We start from the raw sequence: 20238 nt of genomic DNA on the forward strand, positions 1-20238 counted from the left end.
TCCGACAGGGGTTGAAACCCCTGCCTCAAAGCTAAAGTCGTCTGAAGACGACTAATGAGTTTTTCAGTCCTCTTTGAGAGGACTTTCGCTATGAGACAGGGAATTCATTCCCTGGCGGACTAAGGTGTGGGCGGGAGGACTGGTGGACAAAAAGCTTAAGTTGAACACCTATGGGCTTGTCCTAAGTCCCTACAGTCGCCGTGTTCCTACAAGGGCTTACCACCAAAAGTGCGATACTTACTTGCGGCCCGAAGGTTGACCTTCCGTAGTCGCTATTTCCCCAGCTTCCATCAACTGCTTAAAGCGACGTAAATCATCTGCAATTTGCTGTTCGGGAGCTTCGCCAAATAGTTTAGCAGCACCAGCACCAATTGCACCGCCCGGAGGGTTGTATTCGATGACAACTTTTACCTCAGTACCGCGTCCCGCTGGTGCCGCTTGAAAGCGCACAAAACCCGAATTGTCAACATCAGCCCCTTCCACAGACGCCCAAGCAATTAAGCGATTTTCTTCTTCGCGGACAATCTCTGCATCCCATTCCACACTATTGCCCATCGGCGCGCTAGCAATCCAGTGAGAACGTGTTTCATCGATTACCGTAACGTGTTTGAGATGCTTCATAAACCGAGGCAAATTTTCAAAATTGCGCCATAAACGGTACAATTCCTCAGCCGGTTTGTCGATCGTCACCGTCTTTTCAACTTTAATGCTTTGATTGGCATCTGCGGCCGACTGCAAACCCTCTACAACCCCCAGCCCGCGAGCCGCTAAACCGCCGCCCGCAACCGCCAGCAAAGCACCTCTCAAAGAACGCTGCGACAAACCAAAAAGCACCAGCGCCCCGCCACCTATTAAAGATGCCCAGCGTTCGGTATCGCCGCTGCTACTTTGGTTTTGTTTGTCGGAATTTGTCATTGAAGTAGATTCCATTGCTTTAAACCTCGTGAATTAATAGCGAAAAATAGCAGCTAAAGGTGCCTCGTCCGGCACTTGTTCCGGCGGCATCGCGTAAACAGTTCCGCCGTTGAGAATAGTTTGAATTGCTGCGGCATTCAACAAATCTTCGTCGCCCAATTCTGCATCTGGGTGGATTTGCACCGCGTTCGTATCGGGATTAAAAGTACCCCACTGATGAACGCCAAGAGCCACAAATAGTCGATCGACCCGTCCAAAATAAGCAGCCGAAACAGCTTCTTTCAAATCAGCAGAAATTTTATCGCTGCTTCTGCTCGGACTGGCTCTAGCAATCCCACCGCTTCTTTCTTGTCAAATCCGTACTCTACTATTTTTTGTTCAGCCTCTCTGATTAAATTTTTGAACCGAATCGGATTTTGTTGAGTTTCTGTTCCTTGAGCGACTGGCATATAAATTGATACGCACAATCCCGGAGATTGTTGTACCAGTGCTTTGAGTTCCTCTGCAGATATTAAGTTCACCGCTGAAACTCTTTTTCTAATAAGGGGTTGTGTAATGAAAACAACAGATTCTTTAAAATGTATCTTTCCTGGCGGGGCTCCTGCGTCTGCCTAAAGTAATGATCGCCTGCTGTAGAGCATTTCATCTCCGAACTAAAACGGGGGTTTAAAGCTCTTGTCGCTTTTACTGCCCGCGTCCTGGTTTGCAATCTACGAAACCTAATGCTTCTGTGTCGAGAAAACTGGCGATCGCCATTTCGATCAGCGCTTCGATCGGATATTCAATTTCCGCAGCACGCGCGATCGGAGACGCTTGAATTCGTTCTGGCAAGCATCTCAAAATAACTTCGGCATCAGCAGGAGAAAGTTGTTCTTGAAGTTTGGCTTGCATGGCATTCACCTTTGGGTTGGAATTTGAACGTTGTTAGGTTGCGTGTGCTATCAGATCGTGACGTTTGAATAGGTTGACCAGAAAATGCTCTACTATTATTTCCGCTTCACTTTCGTTATTAAGTTCATAACCTCCAAATCGATACACTTCATAACCACATAGCTTTAGCCGTCTATCTTCAGCAACCATTTCAGAATATAGCCTTGGACTGGCTGTATCTTCTTCAGCATAATGCTGCTTCCCGTCAATTTCTATTACTATCCTTATTCGATCTGATAGCAGAAACAAAAAATCCATTCTTTGGCGCACCAAGCGACGCCGAGCTTGCAACTGCTTAAGTGTATACGGGTCATAGTGCAAATAAACTTGTGGGACTAGAGCCGGAAGTTTCTCGTTGAATGACTCATAAAACTTCTTAAAATAACTTCTCCAAAATAACTTCTCCGGCTGAGAACTAAATGATTTATCCAAACGAGAATATAGTTTTCGGCCGACCTCTCTATCTGATTCGTTATTTAGTTGTTCTCTCTCCCTCCACCAATCAACAAGCTCCTTCCAAAGAAGACCGTGTGACTTGATTGGACGATCGTATATGAGACAATAATCCGCATTTTTGACTATCTCAATATCGTTGCTGACTGAATCAGAGAAGATGATTTCTGGCTTTGGTCCAGTCGCTGCAAAAATCAAATTCTTAACGTTGTTACCTACCCCCAGATTGGCAGGGTAAACTCTATAACCATTCTTGTCTACTGTAAAACCGTGCTTTTCACAAAGCAAGCGTAATTCTTGTTTCCTCTCCTCACTAATCCAACTTATAAGTAATGTGTTTTCTAAAACTTTCACAAACTTTCGGATCGACTCCATACTTTCCCAATTTAGGGAAGCATAATAATCTTCAACAAGTGATCTACGAGTTCCACTTGAATTCTTCTCGGATTTTCCCTGTGCAATTCCAGCAGCAGTAAAAATATCATTGATGTTACGTACCACCAAATTATCTACACAGAATTCACGGAACTCTGTTTTCAAAATTTCAACATTTGGTGTCATCATAAAATAGTCTCATTAGGACAATCTCATCGCTTGCTTACTGCAATAAATTTAACAATTATTTTGAAACCTTTGTCTCTAGCTTACTTCATTTATCGCCCAAAACTCACACCGCGATATAATTCTGCGATCGCCATTTACGGTAGCGGGGGTTGACGAATTCGATCGCCTTAAACTACATCCGTTTCAGCAATTCATCGTACTCGTCGTGTACACCAATCCAGTACCAGTAAATACGATCGGCTTCCAATAAACCTAAAACACGATAATTGATACTGATACGAGCAGAATAAATCGGTTGCTTCTGACTGACTCGCTTGAACTGAAGACTTGGATGATAAGGATCATCCTGCCAAAGGGCATAAGCTTTATCGGCTTGTTCCTGAACTGATGCAGGAAGACTCTCTAGCCGCGTGCGAAATGACTTTGTAACACTTGATTTCATTTTTGTGTTGGGAAAACCTCATCAAGTGGAACCGTTTCTCCTCCCGCAATTTCTTGACGTACCATTGCAGCCATCTGATCCCATTGATCGTCTGTCGTGTCAGCAAAACGAGTTTCCCATTTTTGCTCGTCCTGCAACTCTGCCAAAAACCGAGCCGCGATCGCATCTTGCCGATCGGGTGGGAGTTTTTGGATTTGGGCGATCGCCTGTTGAAGGAGTTCAGTCATGATTTTGTTTGAAACCTGTATCTCTAGCTTACTTCATTTATCGATCGAAATTCACACCGCGATATAATTCTGCGATCGCTATGCTGTAATAGAGATCAGTCCCTTCAAACTTCCATAGTTTATGACCACAGCAGTATCTATTGACATTGGTACGCTCATTACACGCACTCCCGAACTGCACGGTGGATGTCCCCACATCCTCGGTAAAGGTGTTACCGTTCGCCGGATTGTAACCTGGTACAAGCGAGGATTGAATGCTGAAGAGATTTGCGATCGCATTTCTCATCTCACCCTCGCCGAAGTCTACGCCGCATTAACTTACTATCATGCCAACACCGCAGAAATTGAAACTGATTTGCTCCATCAAGCAGCAGAAGCCAAGCGTCTTGAAGCTTTGTACAGCAACTTTGGTAAAGAAGCATGAGTGAGATAGTAGGTGAAGAAACATCATGCTTTGTAAACATCTTTCCGATGTTTGCATTGTAATAGGAGAATGATTAGTTCTTCATCGCCGATTTCATAACGAACGCGATAATCACCGATCCGAATACGGTACTCATTGTCAGCACCTTTGAGCTTGACCACCCCATCTGGGCGCGGGTTTTCGGCAAGTTGCAAAATCTTGACAGCGATACGATCGTAGACATCATTGGGCAGGGCATCTAGCTGCTTTTGTACAGCTTTAGGGGTAAGGATAGTTTAAGTCATGTCGATTTATTTGCCCGCCCGGCCATATATCGATCGAAAGTTGTGTAATCTCCAGCTTTGTAATCAGCACGGGCCGCTTCAATTTCGGCAATATCTTCTGGATAATCGTCCTCATCCGGGAATAATTCAGCTTCCAAAAATTCCCATATCTTGTATCTTTCAGCAATTCCCAGTGACGAAATAGCTTCCAGCAGTGATTGAAATGAGATGTCTACTTTCACAGTATTCTCAGCCATCAGAACTTTCCTCCTACTTTAATTTTACACTTAGTATATTTATTCAAGATGCTCAAAGTAGCTGGAATGTGATTTTATATTTAGCTAAATGGTTTCTGTCATGTTCTTTCGCTCTTTTTTTTACCGCAGATTAAAGCAGATTTACGCACATTTACGCAGATGGAAGAATGACTATTGCTATTTTACCATAAACAAAACCCGCAAGATGCGGGCTTCATTTTAATCATGGCAATTTAACTAATTACTACATCACAACTGCACTCATCAAAGTTTGCACATTTTGTACAAGAGCAGTAGTCAAATTATGAGTCACAGGCAAACTGTCAACCACTATTCCCGCGCACAATAGCATCAGGTACAGAATAGAGTATTTGAAGAGCGATCGCGCAACAATCTTATCCTCTGGAGTCTGCAACAGCAACCAAGCTTTTTGGGCAAAAATAGCACCGAGGAAAATAGCTGTTCCCGCATACACCGCGCCGGCTAAATTCAGGGGATAAACTAGCAGCAAAGTTGCAGGAATCATCAATAGCGTGTAAATCCAAATTTGGCGGGCTGTCTCTTCGTCGCCCTCAATTACAGGTAACATGGGCACGCCTACTTCCTTGTATTCGTCGCGAATCATCATTGCTAATGCCCAAAAATGCGGCGGTGTCCACAGGAATATAATCCCAAACAGCAGCCACGCACCCCAACTCAAATCTCCCGTCACCGCAGCCCACCCAACTAGCGGCGGAATCGCCCCTGCTGCACCGCCGATGACGATGTTTTGCACGCTGTGACGCTTCAGCCAGTGGGTGTAAATTAGGACATAGAAAAGGATGCCTGACATTGCTAGCAATGCCGCTAATAAGTTGGCAACAACTGTGAGCAATGTAAAGGATATTGTAGCTAGGGCGATCGCAAATATCAAAGCATCCCGCTTCTTGACACGCCCCGAAGGAATCGGCCGCCACCGGGTGCGCTCCATGATATAATCGATGTCGCTGTCGTAGACACAATTAATCGTATTCGCCGACGCAGAAGCTAAAGCGCCTCCAGTAATAGTTGATACCAGTAATAGCGGATCTACTTCTCCTTTGGCCGCCATCCACATTCCTGCTGATGTCGTGATTAGCAGCAGTAAAATAATTCTGGGTTTTGTTAGTTGATAGTAACTTTTCACGACTTGCGAAAAGTTTTCGTGGAGACGGGGGCTATTGTTTGTAAGAACTTCTTGCATCGGTTATTAGTTGTTAGTTTTCAGTTGTCAGTTAGTTGTCATTGGTTCGTAGGGGCGGGTTTTACGAGAGATATCTGCCGTAGCTAAAAGGATTAATAAACCCGCCCCCACCGACGAGAGATAAATCAGCCCTCTCTTACTCAAGGAATAGATAAATCTGCGTTTTAGAGAGTGTCCGGTTGATTGGTGCTTGTCTGGGCGGGGCGGGTTTAGGAAACTGTTGGCTTTTATCGAGAATGATGGTGAACCCGCCCCTACAAGACCTTGGATTATAATAATAACGATGCTACCGGACATAATATTACTCTCAAGCTGATAAAACTCGATCGCGCCAAGCTAAAACACTAAAAGCTATCAGGGTTCCCAGCAAAGCAGCACCGACTGCTTGGTGGGCGACTGTCAGCGGTTCTACCTGAAGGTGCAGCCGGAATGTTGCTAATCCCAGAACTAATTGAGCCATTAGGCAAACACTCGCCCAGTTAGCCAGTTTTCGCAAATTTGGACTCAGTGCAGGCTGCCGCCAAGCCATGACTGCTACTGCTAAAGTCGCTGCTGTAGCTGGTACGATACCGGCGATGTGGCTGTTCATTACCGAGCACAATTCTGAGGAGTCCAAACATTGGTGCAGTGCCCATCTAGAGCCTACTAATGCTCCTAGCAAACTTTGCAGGTAAACTAACAATGCTGCGATCGAACTTACCCAAGCTAATTTGCCGACATTTCCTGTAGCTTGGTAGGGAGTCAGCATGAAACCGATGACTAGCAGGGCGCCAAAAAATAGTAAAGCTGTTCCCAAGTGAGCGGTAACGATGTCAAATCTCAGCAGTTGTGTTACTGTCAAGCCGCCCAATACGCCTTGAAAAACGATTAAAAATAGTGCTCCGGCGCTCGCCCAAGGCAGCCATTTTGGCAGGCGGCTGCGGTAAAACAAAGATAGTCCTAAAAGTGCGATCGCGCTCAGGCCAATCGCTGCTGCGTCCAATCGGTGAAACCATTCCAGAAATACCTGCAAATTCATTTGCGCTGCAGGTATTAATTGACCGTAGCACAGCGGCCAGTCCGGGCAAGCGAGCCCTGCATTCATCACCCGCGTGGCGCTGCCTACAGCCATTAACAGCCAGGTTGCGATCGCAATTTTCCACACTAGACCGCGGATAATATCTTTTGGCTGCCACTGCACTCCTGCTGCGTTTGGCTGATTTACAACTGAGTTTGCCATGAACTTTACCTTAGCCTTTGTTATCGATCGAACTTAATGAAATAGCGAGCTTTTACTTTTGCTGAGCTTAGCTGAGCTTAACACTCTTTTTCGGTGACAAACCGTCATATATACTACCTTAGCGACATCGCAATCCAATTAGTTTGTCTTTAGATATTTTTCAACTTTCCTCTTTACATTACAAAGTATTGCAGCTATTTTTATAAATTTCAACAAACTTTAATTATTTTACCCAACCCTTTGCTGTTACAGCCTCCCTCCCACTGCCACTCGCGGAGAAAAATAAAGATATCATTAAGAAAAGCTTTTTTTTAAAGGTTTATGATATATACCCAACTTTAACGTAAAAATTTGTAACTAAATACAGGAATGAAGAGTTACCCCCTAGGTGTTATTCAAGGTAGTTCTCAGGTTTACTCACCTTAGATTGTATAATTCAGTTCCAACACTCAGCGTTTTATCTAATCCACCAGTTATCATTTCTTGCCTGCTTAACTAAATTGGGAATGGAGGAAGTGGCGCTCTTGCAGGGTAGGGTTCACTAATCTTTGAATCGGTAACTTATAAAAATTCCTGCACTTTTCTGGTGGAACCACCTTGAAGGCATTCAGACTAAACAGTGCGAGCGCTATTTTTACTAGGCCAATGTTACTGAATTATATCATGTCCGGGCGATCGCATATAATAAGGGAGTAGTGACTACTGGATTTTAGGCTTGCATGGTGCCTCAGCTCCGAAAGCATCAATTGATAGATAAAATTACCCTATCTGACGCACCATACATCAATTCGGGATCGCCAAGTTAAAATCACTTTTTCTCCTCGATCAAGGTTTTTTACTTGCTCCTAATAACTAATGACAATGACTAATGACTTCGTTATTTCAAAAATCTAAAAATGTAAAATTATGTCACAAAAAAATGAAACTGCTGTTCTCATCTTATCCCTCCTAATTACGATCGGACTAGCCGGTGCAGGTATTTGGTGGCTGACAAGCCGAGGCGGCATCAATGTCGGGGGTTTATCACCCCAAAATCCGACATTTCCCAAGCCTCCGACTAATTCGTCGCAGTCAGATCAGGCAATTGAGCAGCGTCTGAGTGCCGGACAAAAAGTGTTAATTCCAGAGCAAGCCACAACAACTAAACAAGCAGCAGTACAGGCGATCGCATCTGGCAACTATAACGCAGCTATTTCCGACTTACAAGCTTCGCTGAAAACCAATCGCAACGATCCCGAAGCCTTAATTTACCTCAACAACGCCCGCATCGGCGATCGGAAATCCTACACAATTGCCGCCGCAGTTCCCATTGGAGGCGATATCAATGCGGCTCTAGAAATTCTGCGGGGCGTAGCTCAAGCTCAAAATGAAATCAACCAAAGAGGCGGCGTTAGCGGGACTCCATTAAAAGTGCTAATTGCTAAGGATGACAACAACCAAGAAATGGCTGCCCAAATTGCTACTGCTTTAGCAAATAATTCGGAGATTATAGGAGTAATTGGGCATTTTGGTTCAGATACAACGCTAGCAGCTAGCAAGATTTACCAGCAAAAACAATTAGTAGCAATTTCTCCAACAAGTACGTCAGTGCAGCTCTCAGGAGTTGCCAACAATATATTTCGGACAGTGCCGAGCGATCGGTTTGCAGCTAATGCTCTTTCCCGTTATATGGTGGAAAAATTGCAAAAGCAAAAAGCTGCTGTATTTTTTAATTCTGCTAGCAGTTACAGCAAATCTTTAAAAGATGAATTCACGACGGCTGTTTACGGAGATGGAGGACAAATAGTATTGGAATTTGACTTTGCTAATGGCAATTTTAATGCCGCCGATAGCGTTAAAAGTGCGATCGCCCAAGGAGCAGAAGTGATTCTGTTAGCATCCGATTCAACCACGATCGACCAAGCTTTGCAAGTAGTGCAAGTAAACGCCAAACGGCTGCCATTACTAGCGGGAGACGGTGCTTATACTGCTAAAACACTGCAAATAGGTGGCGCAGGAGCAACAGATATGGTGCTGGCTGTTCCTTGGCACATTCTCGCAGATCCGCAGTCCAACTTTCCCCAAACATCCAAACAACTTTGGAATGCTGAAGTAAGTTGGCGCACAGCTTTAGCCTACGATGCGACGATCGCGTTAATTGCCGGTTTAGAGCGCAATCCGACTCGTACAGGCATTCAACAAGCGTTATCGGCTTCAGATTTTTCGGCAAAAGGAGCATCGGGCCCGATTCGGTTTTTACCTTCGGGCGATCGTAATCGCGCAGTTCAATTAGTAACTGTTAAACCCGGAAATCGCACCAGTTACGGTTACGAATTTGTGCCGATTAATTAAAAAACAAGTTCTGGTCATTTGTCTATGTATAAGCTGTTCTCCATTTAAATTGTGTGTCAAAAATCACTCAAATTATTGTGGGATGGGCACGCGAGCCCGTCCCGAATATGCAATTTAAACGCGCAACAGCTTAGCAGAAGGAAGAAGGAAGAAGCAATAAAATCAATCGTGTCAGCCATTAAGGATCGCGAATTAAATAATTTACACAAGTTTGTGAGTTGGGCGTCCCGCCCGCCCTTTCTGGACGGGCGGGACGCCCATCCCACAAGAACCATCAAAATTCTAAGTTATTTAATTCTCATTCCTAACAAGTCCTAACCGTCTTGGCGGTTGCTATAAAATCTACCATTCTTCCTTGGCGGGGGCAGCTTGATGGGATTTTTTGTTAGCGCGATAAAGGTTTGGTGCAAGCCGCGCGGGATGGAAACTCGATCTAAAGTTGCGAAACTGCGATCGCCCTAACTGCCCTATTCCTCTCAAAAACAGCCCTCGGTTTCAAAGCAATTCTCAACAACAGCCACAACGATCGCCATTCTCCGGGAGTTTCCTGGCGCTGCCACTGGCCCGGGCGACAGTACAGCATTTCGATCAAACAGCGGTGCTGGCTAATGTTCAGGCGATCGAACGCAATTCGCACAGTGGGAAATTCCGCAAAACTGCACTCCTTTTCATCCCGAAAACTCGACTCCCACTGAGATTTATCGCTCACCAACTCAATCTTAGCCACAGGAATAAAACAGTTCTCTTCCATAATTTCCAAAGTCGCCGAATCGCAATCAATCAAACCTTTTGCCAAAGGACGCTCAGTGCCAAACTCAACAACAGACGGCCCTACATATCTCCTTGCTTTGACTGTCGCACTGCGAGGGAGCGCTTTTATTTTACCCTGGGATAAAGTTGTCGGAACGGCATATTTTGGCAAAATGTCTGCTGCTGTAAAACTCTCTTTACTGCCTTTATTTTTCACCGCAAAACTTGGCCACTGTGTCAAAGCAACTTCCGCGCCACTTTCCGAAATTACAGTGGTTACACCCCAAAAACTTTGACCGCCAATATTCAGTTGTACAACCCTGCGTAAATTGAACCATTCGTAAATGTCCGGCTTAGGAATATCCACCAAAATCAGCAAGGCAATCCCCAGCATCAGCAGGTTGTACGCGCTCCAAATCCATCCCCAACCCAGGCTTTTTGACAAATCTGCACTTTCTGATATTGACTGTACGGTGCCAACATTTTTAACTAAATTAATGTTGAAATTGTGCCACAAACTGACTGCTGTAGCTGCGAACAAGACAATCAAAGGCCATCCCAAATTCCAATTAAAACGAAAGCGATCGCTCGCCATTCCTTTTGGCGTCACCTGAAACCCTTTCCCAAACGGATTCAGCATGGAACTCACCACCGTCACCGCTAAAGGAATACACTGGACGAACGAATAAATATCCGAAAGCAAAGCCGATCCCGATCTGCGGTTCAGCCAAGAAAACACAGTCAGTTGCACCAAATAGTAAGGCAGGAAAAAGTACAGCAATTCCCGCGCACTTGCCCGCAAAGGAATTATGCCAAAAAATGAATAAGCTAAAGGTATCAACAGATATAAAACCTTGGTTAAACTGGTAAACCAGTGCAACAATCCTTCCAAATGAGACAGCCTTTGTACGAATCTGAGACCGCGAATTGTTAAAGGATTGGAATCAATAAAAAATGCCTGAAGCGTGCCTCGCGCCCAGCGTAGCCTTTGATTTAGATGAGCCTCTATACTTTCAGCCGCCAAACCAGCACTCAATTTTTCATCTAAATAAACTAAGCGATATCCGGTTGCTGACAGCCGAATTCCGGTAAAATAATCTTCGCAGATTGAATCTGTGACCAAGCCTCCCGCTGCTTCTAAAGCACTTCGCCTCACAACAAAAGATGTACCGCAACAAACTACGCTGTCGGCGCTGTCTTTGATGATTTCAATTTGCCGATAAAAGATTTCTTCTTCCGGCGCGAGCACATTTTCTAAACCTAAATTCCGGGAGATGGGGTCGTGATTGTAAAAGCTTTGCGGTGTTTGAACGAGGGCGATCTCGGGATTTTGAAAAAATCCAACTGTGCGAGTTAAAAAGTTTTTAGTGGGAATAAAATCTGCATCGAAAACTACAATTAGTTCTCCATTTGTTAGGGCTGTGGCATGATTGATGTTTCCAGCTTTGGCGTGAATATTATCGGGTCTGGTTATATACTCGCATCCCAGTTCTTTTGCCAGCAACTTGATTTCAGGCCGCTTGGTATCGTCGAGCAAATATACTTTTTTGTTGGGATAATCTAAGGCTTGACAGCCGATTACACTGCGCCGTAAAATGAAAGCCGGTTCGTTGTAAGTTGGGATAAAAATATCTACGGGCGGGGTGAAGTTTCCAGCTTCCACTGCAACTGCCATGCGATCGGCTTCTCGACGCCGGTCTTTCATTCTCAGCATTAAATACAATTGAATACTGCTGTTAAAAACCAGTAACATTTCTAGGAAAAACAGCCCCAAACTAAAGATACCGTTGAGGGGATCGGTTAAATTTAGAGTAGCGAGCGATCGCCATAAAACGTAGCGAATCGTTAAAGCCAGAACTATTGCAACTACCACAGCGCGCGACCATTTCTGCGGTTGAGGCGAAATTTTAATTGCAGCTAAAGCGGTCGAAACCAGCATAAAAGTCGGCAGTAACAAATACATCTTGCTCGTAGCAGGCACTTGCAGCCACACAGGCGGGTTTTGCTGCCAAATGTTAATTGTGGCAAAAATACCGCTGACTGTACCTTCACTGCCAAACCAGGCTGCGGCGATCGCACCTGCGAAAGCAACCACCCCCAACACGACTAGCGTTGCCGTCTGCACCCGCGAAATCCGCCCAAAGCGGCGTTTCAAGTCTTGAAAATCAAATCTTGAAGTTGTCATAAAATAATTTTAAAGTCCCGATCGTGCATGCCACAGTAAGGGTTTCCTGCTGTCCACTTTTTACTTCAGTTGAAAATTCCGACACTCCCCAATTACTATTTTTACATTTTTTAACATTCTGACCCTTGTATGATAATTCATCTTGCTTGCTGTTGCCAAACTGCTAAGCGAGTCCAAACCTGGCCAAATATAGCAGAAGGAAGAAGGAAGAAGGCTTTAGTTACCGAGGAGAGAAGTCAATCGATTTTAGATTTTAGATTTTAGATTAAAGAATTGAAGCATTGACCCCCCGGATAAATTGGGGGGCTTGTATCCTGGATGCTTTCGGTCAGAAGCAATATTCGGCAAGGATTTCAGCAATGTCCGTAACAGGCTTTCCGGCCTGTTCCATAATAAAAAATATTTCTTGGGGGCCGTTTCTGCGACGCCGCCCATAAAAATCTTACTAAAAATTCTGCCACATCTCAGTCATAAACGTCGGGCGCGCTTGCTATAGTTCAAAAAAAATTACACCAGTTCTCAATCTTGGTGAGGTATGCCCACGGAGGCCTATGCCCACGGAGGCCTATGCCCGCTTATCAAGCGTGCACCTCATGTTACAGAGAAAGGCTATATCTTGTCTAATTACTAGAAACGCCTTTATTGGAGTAAAGCGGAGTTGATTGACGCATATTGATAGCCATCTTGTTTGTGCAAGAATTTGACGTTGCTCATATCTTTTGTACTTAGTCTAAAATTACCGATCTTAATCTCAACACCTTTATCTGTTGGAGTCTTGACCCGTCCAACGTAAAGTCCTGATTGGAATCGCTTGCGGTCTTCTAGAAGCTGAATGGCAACAATATCACCAGTCCTACAATGAGTAAAAGACTGTCTAGGCTTGGCACAAGGAAAACCGTATTTATCGTTTCTAGTGGACTGTCGATTCCCTTGTCCTGTTGATTTAATCAGCAAGGGCTGTAAGGCGAGCATCTCCAAGGAATCAATCTGACCCACACAAGCCGCATCTAACCAGTGAGTTTTAGGCAGGCTTAATCGAGTGCGGTTGTATTTGGTCAGACCACCCGAACCTGTGGAGACAGGAATACCCGCTTCTTTGAGTCGGTTGAACAATGCCCATCGGGTTGAGTTGACAGCCGCCGCGTCTTTTAATGGGCGTTTTGCTTGAGCTAGAACCGATCGCAGAACATCTGGCTTTTTGGCTAAGAAAACGCTAATATCCTGAGTCCCTTTTTTGAGATTGCATTTCTCGCAAGCCAGGCACAGATTGGAGATCCGATTTGTGCCACCTTTTGCTTTGGGCTGGATGTGTTCGACTTGCAATGGTGTGTCAGTCACGTCGCAGTAAGCGCATTTCCTGTTCCATTTATTCAATAAATACTCGCGGATTTCGTACCCACATAAAATGCCTTGCTGATACTGAATGCCTGAGATTTCTGGGTTTTCAAGTTGTTGTAAATCAAATCTGACAAGCTCCTGAACGATCTCACTGATGGGTGCAAATTTGATTAATTTATTCACCCATGTCAAAGTAGTTTCTACGCGATGCTGCAAACTTGGAGGCAACCAACCTGAAGGGCGGGTGCGATTGAGAAACCGTGCTTGCCGATAGCGAGTGTGACGATAACGCCTCCCCCGACGTAGAGAACGACGGGATTCTAAAGATGCTTTGATGGCTTGACCGCGATGAGTCAACTCAGCACCAAAGATTACTTTGTCGTTTTGAACAAGAGCAATCCCTGTGGTTTTAGAACCGGGGTCTAGTTTAATTGTGACGGGTTTAGGAATATCTGCAACCTCTTTTTTGAGAATGATGCTGAACGGATATCTTCTAAAAACAGACGCTCTACCCATCGATAATAAACGTCTCGCCATAGAAGGCTTACATGGTGTCAGCGGTTTCTTGTTGGCATCAATTACAAAAACGAAATTGGGTTTCAACATTTTGGCGTTGCTTCCTAAAAGTAAAGTTTGCTTCAACCCTGTTATCTTCTCGGTACTATGCAGATTGCACTTCCTCTAACCAATCTCGGATGTTTAACAATCTACTTACAGAGCTTGGAACTAGCGAATCCCAAGGTGTGAACTTAAACGCTTAGAGATAACGATTACTCGCTTTGAGTGGTCTGGAGTAGCTGCAATACCTCGGATTACGCCGAAATACTACGGATTGGTGCTACTCTACAAATCAAATAGGATTGCTATATCAAACTATAGCAATCCCTAGGATTTAACAATTAGCCGAATTTGACATCTAACTAAAGGTAGATTAATTTTATATTAATTTAAAAAAATTACCGCGATCGCAGCACAAAAATTTAGCCATCCAAAAACTAATCAGCAATTTCTAATTGCGAGATTGCATAGCGGGCGACAGCCAAACTAACTCTGGCTTGTTCTATTTCCGACAATTGGGCCCAAGGTCTTTTAGTAGCCATCACTAATTCTCCCCCTTCCGAATCCACATCTCGCATGGCATAAGCCAAAGGACGTGCCAACACCTGCAAATCTTCCTCAGCCCACTGAGGCAAAATATCTAAGACGCACTCTACCATTTGGTCAGCTAAAGATTGATACTTAACAGTGGCGTTTTGCACGCTTTGAGCGATGCTGGCCAGAAAATCTTGAGGAACGCGAGCAAATTTCTCGCGCAAAGACTTTTGCAGAGAAGTCGTCAGCCAAACTTGTTCTAATTGCGAGAATAAAACTTGGGACTTCAGGGCAATATCGCTGTCGCTGAATGAATCAGATAGCGCAAATTCCTGCTCTAGGGCAGTTAAATAAGATTCCGATTCAAGCTGTGCAGGATTCCAGGGGTAAGCAACATCAGTCTGAACAATTGTGGCGAGAAGTTCCATCTGGGCCTGAGTTTGAGAATCGCGAAAATATTCAGAATCAGTAGATTGGGTAGCCATGATGTAATACCTAAGTGGGAAAAGGAAAAGACAGAGGGGGGACTGTGCCAAGAGCTAGTGCCGAGCTATCAGTGGTGAGTAACTCTCTTAAATTCAGACTGGAGACTTAACGCCTAGAACTTTGCTGTGCTACTCGCCGCTTGTCTTCATTAGCTACACCCGCACCTTAATTCGTTCCGCAATCAGTCTCACTGTAGCCCGAAGTTTTAGGAACCTCAATAGTGAACTCAAAAATCTGACCTTGAGAACTGCCAAATTTTAGCTGAGTCCCGCTGCGTAGCAGCAATTCTTGGTGGTGAACTCTCTGCCATCCCTCAGAGCCCAAAACTAGAGTCCCGTAGCGAGAAAAATCGCGCAGGAAGTAGCTAGGTTCTTCCCGGCTATCTCCGATCGTGTTTCGGCAGAAAATCTCGGCGTGTTTTTGAGAAACCCACTGTTCTCGAATCACTACGTCGTTTTCTTCCCAGCGTCCGACTCGAACCATACCTGCGCGAATGGGCCAAACCTGATTGCTCGAGTCGGTGGATTTGCCATTGGGTCGATCGCGCCCCCGCAAATAAGCACAAGACGGCAACCGTCCCAGCCAAGTAGAAGAATTTAAAGGCAACTCAGTTTTCAGGTCATCTACCGGCTCAGTTAGCTGACCGTCAAACTCAGGGTGCATATACAGCACAGGCAGCGTCCAAGCCGGTTGATTGAACTTGTAGAGCGTCAGTAACTGCTGTCTGGCGACGGCGACTGCCCGATCGATCGACATCCGTCCGGCCAAAGCTTGGGCAAAAGTTTGGATAAAACTCAGGGCCTCGCGATCGGCGATCGAGTCCCGCATCCCCAACACCGCAGGCACCCCGTGATGGATCAGTACCTCAGCCAAACTGCTGCGGGCGATCGCCTGTTGCTGGCCGTTAGTTGAGTGCCACCTCTCCACCGCCGGCTGAGCTCCCCAGCAGGCATTAAACACCGCCAGAGTCACGCGGCACCGAACTAATACTTGAGCCAGTTCAGTGCCATTAATCGCCGTTTCCGGCCCCAAAAACAGCAAACCGCCGTCGGGGCCCGGTATCCCGTGGCCGGCGTAAAACAGAATGTTGTAAGTTTGCGTTTCCAGCCGAGAAATGAGTTCCGCCGCAGTAGGTTCGATCAGAGTATCGACGCGAGTCGGAACGCTGATGTCAAAATATTTGCCGCTGTCGTCGGTTTGAAAAGCACTTTCCAGAATGCCAGCTAGGGCGAGTGCTTCTTCTCCCAACTGCAAATGACCGTTATTACTGTTGGAAAATTGAGAATTAGCACCGCCGCCTGGTTCTGCTTGTCCCAAAACTAGCAAAATGTTGAGCGACTCCGCAGGATGCAGGGGTGGCAAAGGTTCAACATTGCTGGTAGTGCGGCTAAAAAGCAATTGCTGCGACAGAGAAATTGCTGGTTGACCAGCTTGAGGCTGCATAATTTCCCAAGGTAAAGCAATTAAATACGGTTCGCGCAAGTCTACGCGCACTCGCAGGGGTAGATTTTGCCCGATCGCGATACCTTTACTTTCCTGCAGACTACCCTGAATCGGCCCTTCAAACAGCCACTGCCAAAGATTAATCCCCAAATGCTGCATCAGGCGACTGCTGTAGCTTGCCGGTGGCCGAGGCGGATGCTGATCCCCCTTGTCGCCCCACCCCCCTTGACCGAGGTGGAGGGGCACAGAGGGCGTCGGTATTCGTTGTTCAGTTTCTGCCAGTATATTCTGGTTGTTTTCTGGCGAGACCAAACTGCCATCAGGATTTAGGGGCAATTCGTGAATTGTCCCGGAGGGCGAAAACATTTCCTGCCAAGCTTTCCAAGATTGGGAGAGGGTATCGGGCCACATACAGTCGTGGTGAACGTACCCGCTGGGATAAGGAGCTTGTAGAACCCAAGTGGCAAAATGGTTTGCCCCAGCGGTTCTCAGGCGAGCGATCGCTATACTGAGGCAAGGACTTTCAGGGCGCGCCATTCACAAAAAAGCTCGGTAAGTGGGAAGCTCAGAGACTTTAGTCCTGAGAGGAAAACGACCCGGCGATTTCAATCGCTTTGAATCCCCTTGCGGGGTAGAGGGGTATGGTTGCCCCTCTGGTGAGGTATGGTTGCCTCGATCTCCCTTGCGGGGTAATGTTAGCTTCGCCAATGTTATAGAGGCTTGCGCCGGCTGGCAGCACTGCCGAGCGTGACTTTAAGGCTGTTTAACTACTAGCGACAGAGCAAGGGACTAGCTTCGCATCAAGCGGGTGTCGTGACCTAAATAACGTAGCCAGTTAAGGCGATAGCTGGTCAGTACAGCTTGCTCGATCGCTCTTACAAGCGAGCGTGGCTTTAGCCCGCTCGTTACTGACAACTACCGACTCTTGATATAGGGTGGGATTGAGTTTCTCTATTTGTAGTTTATCGGGTTTGGGGTGCGATCGAGTGCGAGAGATTGCTTTGGGAGTTTTTACTTAGTGCCCAAAAATTTATCAATACTCGGTAAATCTACCCAAGTCCCCGTAGCATTCGACTCCTGGGTCAAATCCATCAACAACTGCGAGTAAACCCCTTCTCTGAGGGACGGTATCAAGGATTTACCTGCATCTATTGCTTCAACCCACCTATCTACTACTCGAATAAACGGTGCAATTCTCCCGTCTGGATAAACTTGAGGAAACTCCAATCTTTGAGGAATTTTGATTTCAGCTAAAGGTTCTCCACCTTGGGAACCCCACAAGCGAAATCCGTGGACGTAATCTTGCTGGTTGTCGCTTCCCAACACCAACGTACCCTTACTCCCGTATATTTCCACCCAGTGTCCCCGCCCTTGATACGTAACAGAACTCAAACAAACTTGGCAAGGCGTTCCCCCAGCTAATTCCAACATCAACGTGCAAGAATCATCTGCATCAACTAATTTTAATTTTCCCGAATCATTCGGATCTGGCCGCCGCGAAATTCCTGTAATCAATTGCCCAGAAAGCCTCTGTGGCGGGCCGAACAGCCAGCTAATATAATCAAAAACGTGAGAACCAGTCGCGCCCAAAACTCCGCCGCCTCGCTCTTTTTGCGCGTACCAATTCCAGGGGCGACTCGCATCAGCGCGGCTCGATACCAGCCAATCAATCTTAATTAAACGCTTTTCTCCCACATATTCTGCTGCCAATAGTTCTGCTAGCATTTGCCATGCGGGGATGAAGCGAAACTCAAAGTCCATTGTGGCAATTGCTCTCGAACCACCATTTTTAAAATCGGTTTGAGATTCGTTGTTTGCCAATCGGTAAAGTTCCCTGGCTTCATTTGCTGTCAGGGCTGTGGGTTTTTCTAATAATAAATGCTTGCCTGCTTCCAAGACGGTTTTTGCCATTTCATAATGCAAAAAGGGCGGTGTGGAAATGCTGACTCCCGCCACTTCTGGGATGGCTACTATATCGGCGATCGAGTCGCAAGCGTAGGGGATATTGTGGGTAGAGGCGAGATCCTTTGCTTTGTCTAAATTCCGGTGATAAACAGCCACAACCTCTGTCCGGTGATGGGCCTGGAATCCGGGAATGTGTACTTTTTGACCAAAACCGGTACCGACTACTGCAACGCCAATTTTTGACATAATTTAATAATTGGGAATTGGGAATTGGGAACTTGTGCTGCCCTGCGACTTCGTTCATGAACCGCGTAACCGAAGTATTAGGTATTGGTAGCAACTAACTAATAACTAATAACTTCAAAATCAGAAGGAACGCTCGATAATTAATCCGTGTATCCGTGTCCTAATCCGTGTCGTGCTTTCCTTCTTCCTTCTCCACCCATTCAATTACTTGTTTCCCCAAATTAACGCCCTCAAACAAGTCAATTTCTCTGATCCCTGTAGGGCTGGTGACATTAACTTCTGTGAGATAACCGCCAATGATATCAATGCCGACAAAGTACAGTCCGTCCCGTTGCAGCACTGGTTCTAACTGAGTGCAAATTTCCAGTTCGCGATCGGTAATTTCGGTTTTTGCGACTCGGCCGCCGACGGCCATGTTGCCGCGAAATTCATTGCCCGTGGGAATGCGGTTGATAGCACCGATCGGCTTGCCGTTTAACAATATAATCCGCTTGTCTCCCTCTTTGGCTTCCGGCAGATAAGTCTGAACCATCACTGGAATTTGCCCTTGTTGAGTGCTAATTTCGACCAGGGAGTTAAGATTGCGATCGTCCGCTTCCAAAAACAAAATCCCCTCGCCAGCTTTGCCGCCCAAGGGTTTAAGAACTGCTGCTCCTTTTTTCTCAACAAATTGCCGAATTACCTGCTTGTTTTGAGAAACAATTGTCTCAGGAATCGCTCCCTCAAATTGCAAAGCATACATCTTTTCATTCGCCGCCCGCAATCCTTTGGGACTGTTAACTACCAAAGTTTTAGCCGGATCGATGCCATCTAGAAGGTAAGTAGCGTAAAGGTAAGGAATGTTGACTGGGGGATCTGTCCGCATAAATACAGCGTCCATTGCTTCCAGAGGCTGCAAAGTAGGATGTTCTACCTGGTACCAAGCCTCAGCCGCCTCCCAGCGTCCCTCTACCACTTTTACTGGGGTGAGGGCTACCCGACTGAGCATTGCCCAGGTTTTGCCGCCGATGACGCTTAATTCGTTGGCTTGAGTCGCCCAGACTTCGTGACCCAACTCTTGAGCTGCCTCCATCAGCGCTACGCTGGTATCGTGTCCTGGAATTAGTCGCGCGAGGGGATCGATGATGAATGCAAATTTCATTGTCAGTTAAAATTAAGAATTGGTCGCCTAAAAATTTGGGCTAATTGAAAATTCCACAGGGAATGCCTCATTTTGCTGCTAGCAGCGGATCTAGCAGGCCTTGAGTATCGAGTTGGTGGATGTCGTCGCAGCCGCCTATGTGTTGGTCGTTAATAAATATCTGGGGCAGGGTGCGACCTCCGTGGGCTCGATCGCTCATTTGATCCCGTGCCGCTTCATCTCCGTCGATCGCGTACTCTGTGAAATCAACCCCTTTTCGTTTCAGCAGTGCTTTGGCACGAATGCAAAACGGGCAGGTTCTCCAAGTGTAAATTTCTACTTTAGGGGTCATGGGACGCTCAAACAATAACAATATTTTTTAATTTTAATCTTAACCCTAGTGCGGACTTTTTTTACTTCCTAGGC

General features: G+C 45.9%; 20 protein-coding genes. 2 read left to right on the forward strand and 18 right to left on the reverse strand.

Going from position 1 to position 20238, the window contains the following annotated elements:
* Positions 1–237: 237 nt before the first annotated feature.
* From QUB39_RS25930 to QUB39_RS25960, 7 genes are all read right to left on the reverse strand, one after another.
* Positions 238–930 (reverse strand): SRPBCC family protein, encoded by a 693-nt coding sequence (locus QUB39_RS25930; RefSeq protein WP_333339542.1) that lies wholly within the window; start codon positions 928–930, stop codon positions 238–240.
* 18 nt (positions 931–948) lie between these two features.
* Complete coding sequence (locus tag QUB39_RS25935; RefSeq protein WP_333231423.1) at positions 949–1200, reverse strand: hypothetical protein; 252 nt, start codon at positions 1198–1200, stop codon at positions 949–951.
* The gene (locus QUB39_RS25940; protein WP_333056717.1) at positions 1197–1436 is read right to left on the reverse strand and encodes a hypothetical protein; all 240 of its coding nucleotides are present in this window, start codon (positions 1434–1436) and stop codon (positions 1197–1199) included. The genes QUB39_RS25935 and QUB39_RS25940 overlap by 4 nt, the downstream gene beginning before the upstream one ends.
* 163 nt (positions 1437–1599) lie before the next feature.
* Complete coding sequence (locus tag QUB39_RS25945; RefSeq protein WP_333485191.1) at positions 1600–1806, reverse strand: hypothetical protein; 207 nt, start codon at positions 1804–1806, stop codon at positions 1600–1602.
* 33 nt (positions 1807–1839) lie between these two features.
* The gene (locus QUB39_RS25950) at positions 1840–2862 is read right to left on the reverse strand and encodes a DUF559 domain-containing protein (protein WP_333056715.1); all 1023 of its coding nucleotides are present in this window, start codon (positions 2860–2862) and stop codon (positions 1840–1842) included.
* A gap of 172 nt (positions 2863–3034) precedes the next feature.
* Entirely contained in the window at positions 3035–3304 is a 270-nt protein-coding gene (locus QUB39_RS25955; RefSeq protein WP_333056714.1) for a ParE family toxin-like protein, read from the reverse strand.
* Positions 3301–3531: a hypothetical protein gene (locus QUB39_RS25960; RefSeq protein ID WP_293208071.1), complete on the reverse strand. Its 231-nt coding sequence runs from the start codon at positions 3529–3531 to the stop codon at positions 3301–3303. The genes QUB39_RS25955 and QUB39_RS25960 overlap by 4 nt, the downstream gene beginning before the upstream one ends.
* Before the next feature lie 121 nt (positions 3532–3652).
* Between QUB39_RS25960 and QUB39_RS25965 the strand changes: the two genes are divergently transcribed.
* Positions 3653–3955: a DUF433 domain-containing protein gene (locus QUB39_RS25965; RefSeq protein ID WP_333056713.1), complete on the forward strand. Its 303-nt coding sequence runs from the start codon at positions 3653–3655 to the stop codon at positions 3953–3955.
* A 23-nt stretch (positions 3956–3978) separates the two neighbouring features.
* Here the strand turns inward: QUB39_RS25965 and QUB39_RS25970 are convergent, their stop codons facing one another.
* From QUB39_RS25970 to QUB39_RS25985, 4 genes are all read right to left on the reverse strand, one after another.
* The gene (locus tag QUB39_RS25970) at positions 3979–4227 is read right to left on the reverse strand and encodes a type II toxin-antitoxin system RelE/ParE family toxin (RefSeq protein WP_333209837.1); all 249 of its coding nucleotides are present in this window, start codon (positions 4225–4227) and stop codon (positions 3979–3981) included.
* Between the two features lie 8 nt (positions 4228–4235).
* Positions 4236–4475 carry a hypothetical protein gene (locus tag QUB39_RS25975; protein WP_333056710.1) on the reverse strand — a complete coding sequence of 80 codons (240 nt, stop codon included), beginning with the start codon at positions 4473–4475 and terminating at the stop codon, positions 4236–4238.
* 244 nt (positions 4476–4719) lie between these two features.
* The gene (locus QUB39_RS25980; RefSeq protein WP_333270831.1) at positions 4720–5697 is read right to left on the reverse strand and encodes a heme o synthase; all 978 of its coding nucleotides are present in this window, start codon (positions 5695–5697) and stop codon (positions 4720–4722) included.
* A gap of 307 nt (positions 5698–6004) precedes the next feature.
* Positions 6005–6916 carry a heme A synthase gene (locus QUB39_RS25985; RefSeq protein ID WP_333485192.1) on the reverse strand — a complete coding sequence of 304 codons (912 nt, stop codon included), beginning with the start codon at positions 6914–6916 and terminating at the stop codon, positions 6005–6007.
* 906 nt (positions 6917–7822) lie between these two features.
* On the opposite strand from QUB39_RS25985, the gene QUB39_RS25990 reads away from it, so the two are divergent.
* The gene (locus tag QUB39_RS25990) at positions 7823–9247 is read left to right on the forward strand and encodes an ABC transporter substrate-binding protein (protein WP_333056706.1); all 1425 of its coding nucleotides are present in this window, start codon (positions 7823–7825) and stop codon (positions 9245–9247) included.
* A gap of 433 nt (positions 9248–9680) precedes the next feature.
* Here the strand turns inward: QUB39_RS25990 and QUB39_RS25995 are convergent, their stop codons facing one another.
* From QUB39_RS25995 to grxC, 7 genes are all read right to left on the reverse strand, one after another.
* Entirely contained in the window at positions 9681–12182 is a 2502-nt protein-coding gene (locus QUB39_RS25995; protein ID WP_333209777.1) for a glycosyltransferase family 2 protein, read from the reverse strand.
* 639 nt (positions 12183–12821) lie between these two features.
* The gene (gene iscB / locus QUB39_RS26000) at positions 12822–14126 is read right to left on the reverse strand and encodes an RNA-guided endonuclease IscB (RefSeq protein WP_333209835.1); all 1305 of its coding nucleotides are present in this window, start codon (positions 14124–14126) and stop codon (positions 12822–12824) included.
* Positions 14127–14515: 389 nt separating this feature from the next.
* Entirely contained in the window at positions 14516–15097 is a 582-nt protein-coding gene (locus QUB39_RS26005) for a hypothetical protein (RefSeq protein ID WP_333209775.1), read from the reverse strand.
* Between the two features lie 166 nt (positions 15098–15263).
* Positions 15264–17078, reverse strand: coding sequence for a CHAT domain-containing protein (locus QUB39_RS26010; protein WP_333209773.1), 1815 nt, complete (start codon positions 17076–17078; stop codon positions 15264–15266).
* Positions 17079–17552: 474 nt separating this feature from the next.
* Positions 17553–18692 carry a Gfo/Idh/MocA family oxidoreductase gene (locus QUB39_RS26015; protein ID WP_333056700.1) on the reverse strand — a complete coding sequence of 380 codons (1140 nt, stop codon included), beginning with the start codon at positions 18690–18692 and terminating at the stop codon, positions 17553–17555.
* Positions 18693–18852: 160 nt separating this feature from the next.
* Positions 18853–19833 carry a glutathione synthase gene (gene gshB / locus QUB39_RS26020; RefSeq protein WP_333056699.1) on the reverse strand — a complete coding sequence of 327 codons (981 nt, stop codon included), beginning with the start codon at positions 19831–19833 and terminating at the stop codon, positions 18853–18855.
* 67 nt (positions 19834–19900) lie between these two features.
* Positions 19901–20164 carry a glutaredoxin 3 gene (grxC, locus tag QUB39_RS26025; RefSeq protein ID WP_333056698.1) on the reverse strand — a complete coding sequence of 88 codons (264 nt, stop codon included), beginning with the start codon at positions 20162–20164 and terminating at the stop codon, positions 19901–19903.
* Positions 20165–20238 lie beyond the last annotated feature (74 nt).

Origin of the sequence: Microcoleus sp. AT8-B5 (assembly GCF_036705565.1) — a bacterium.
In the GTDB taxonomy this organism is placed as follows: domain Bacteria; phylum Cyanobacteriota; class Cyanobacteriia; order Cyanobacteriales; family Microcoleaceae; genus Microcoleus.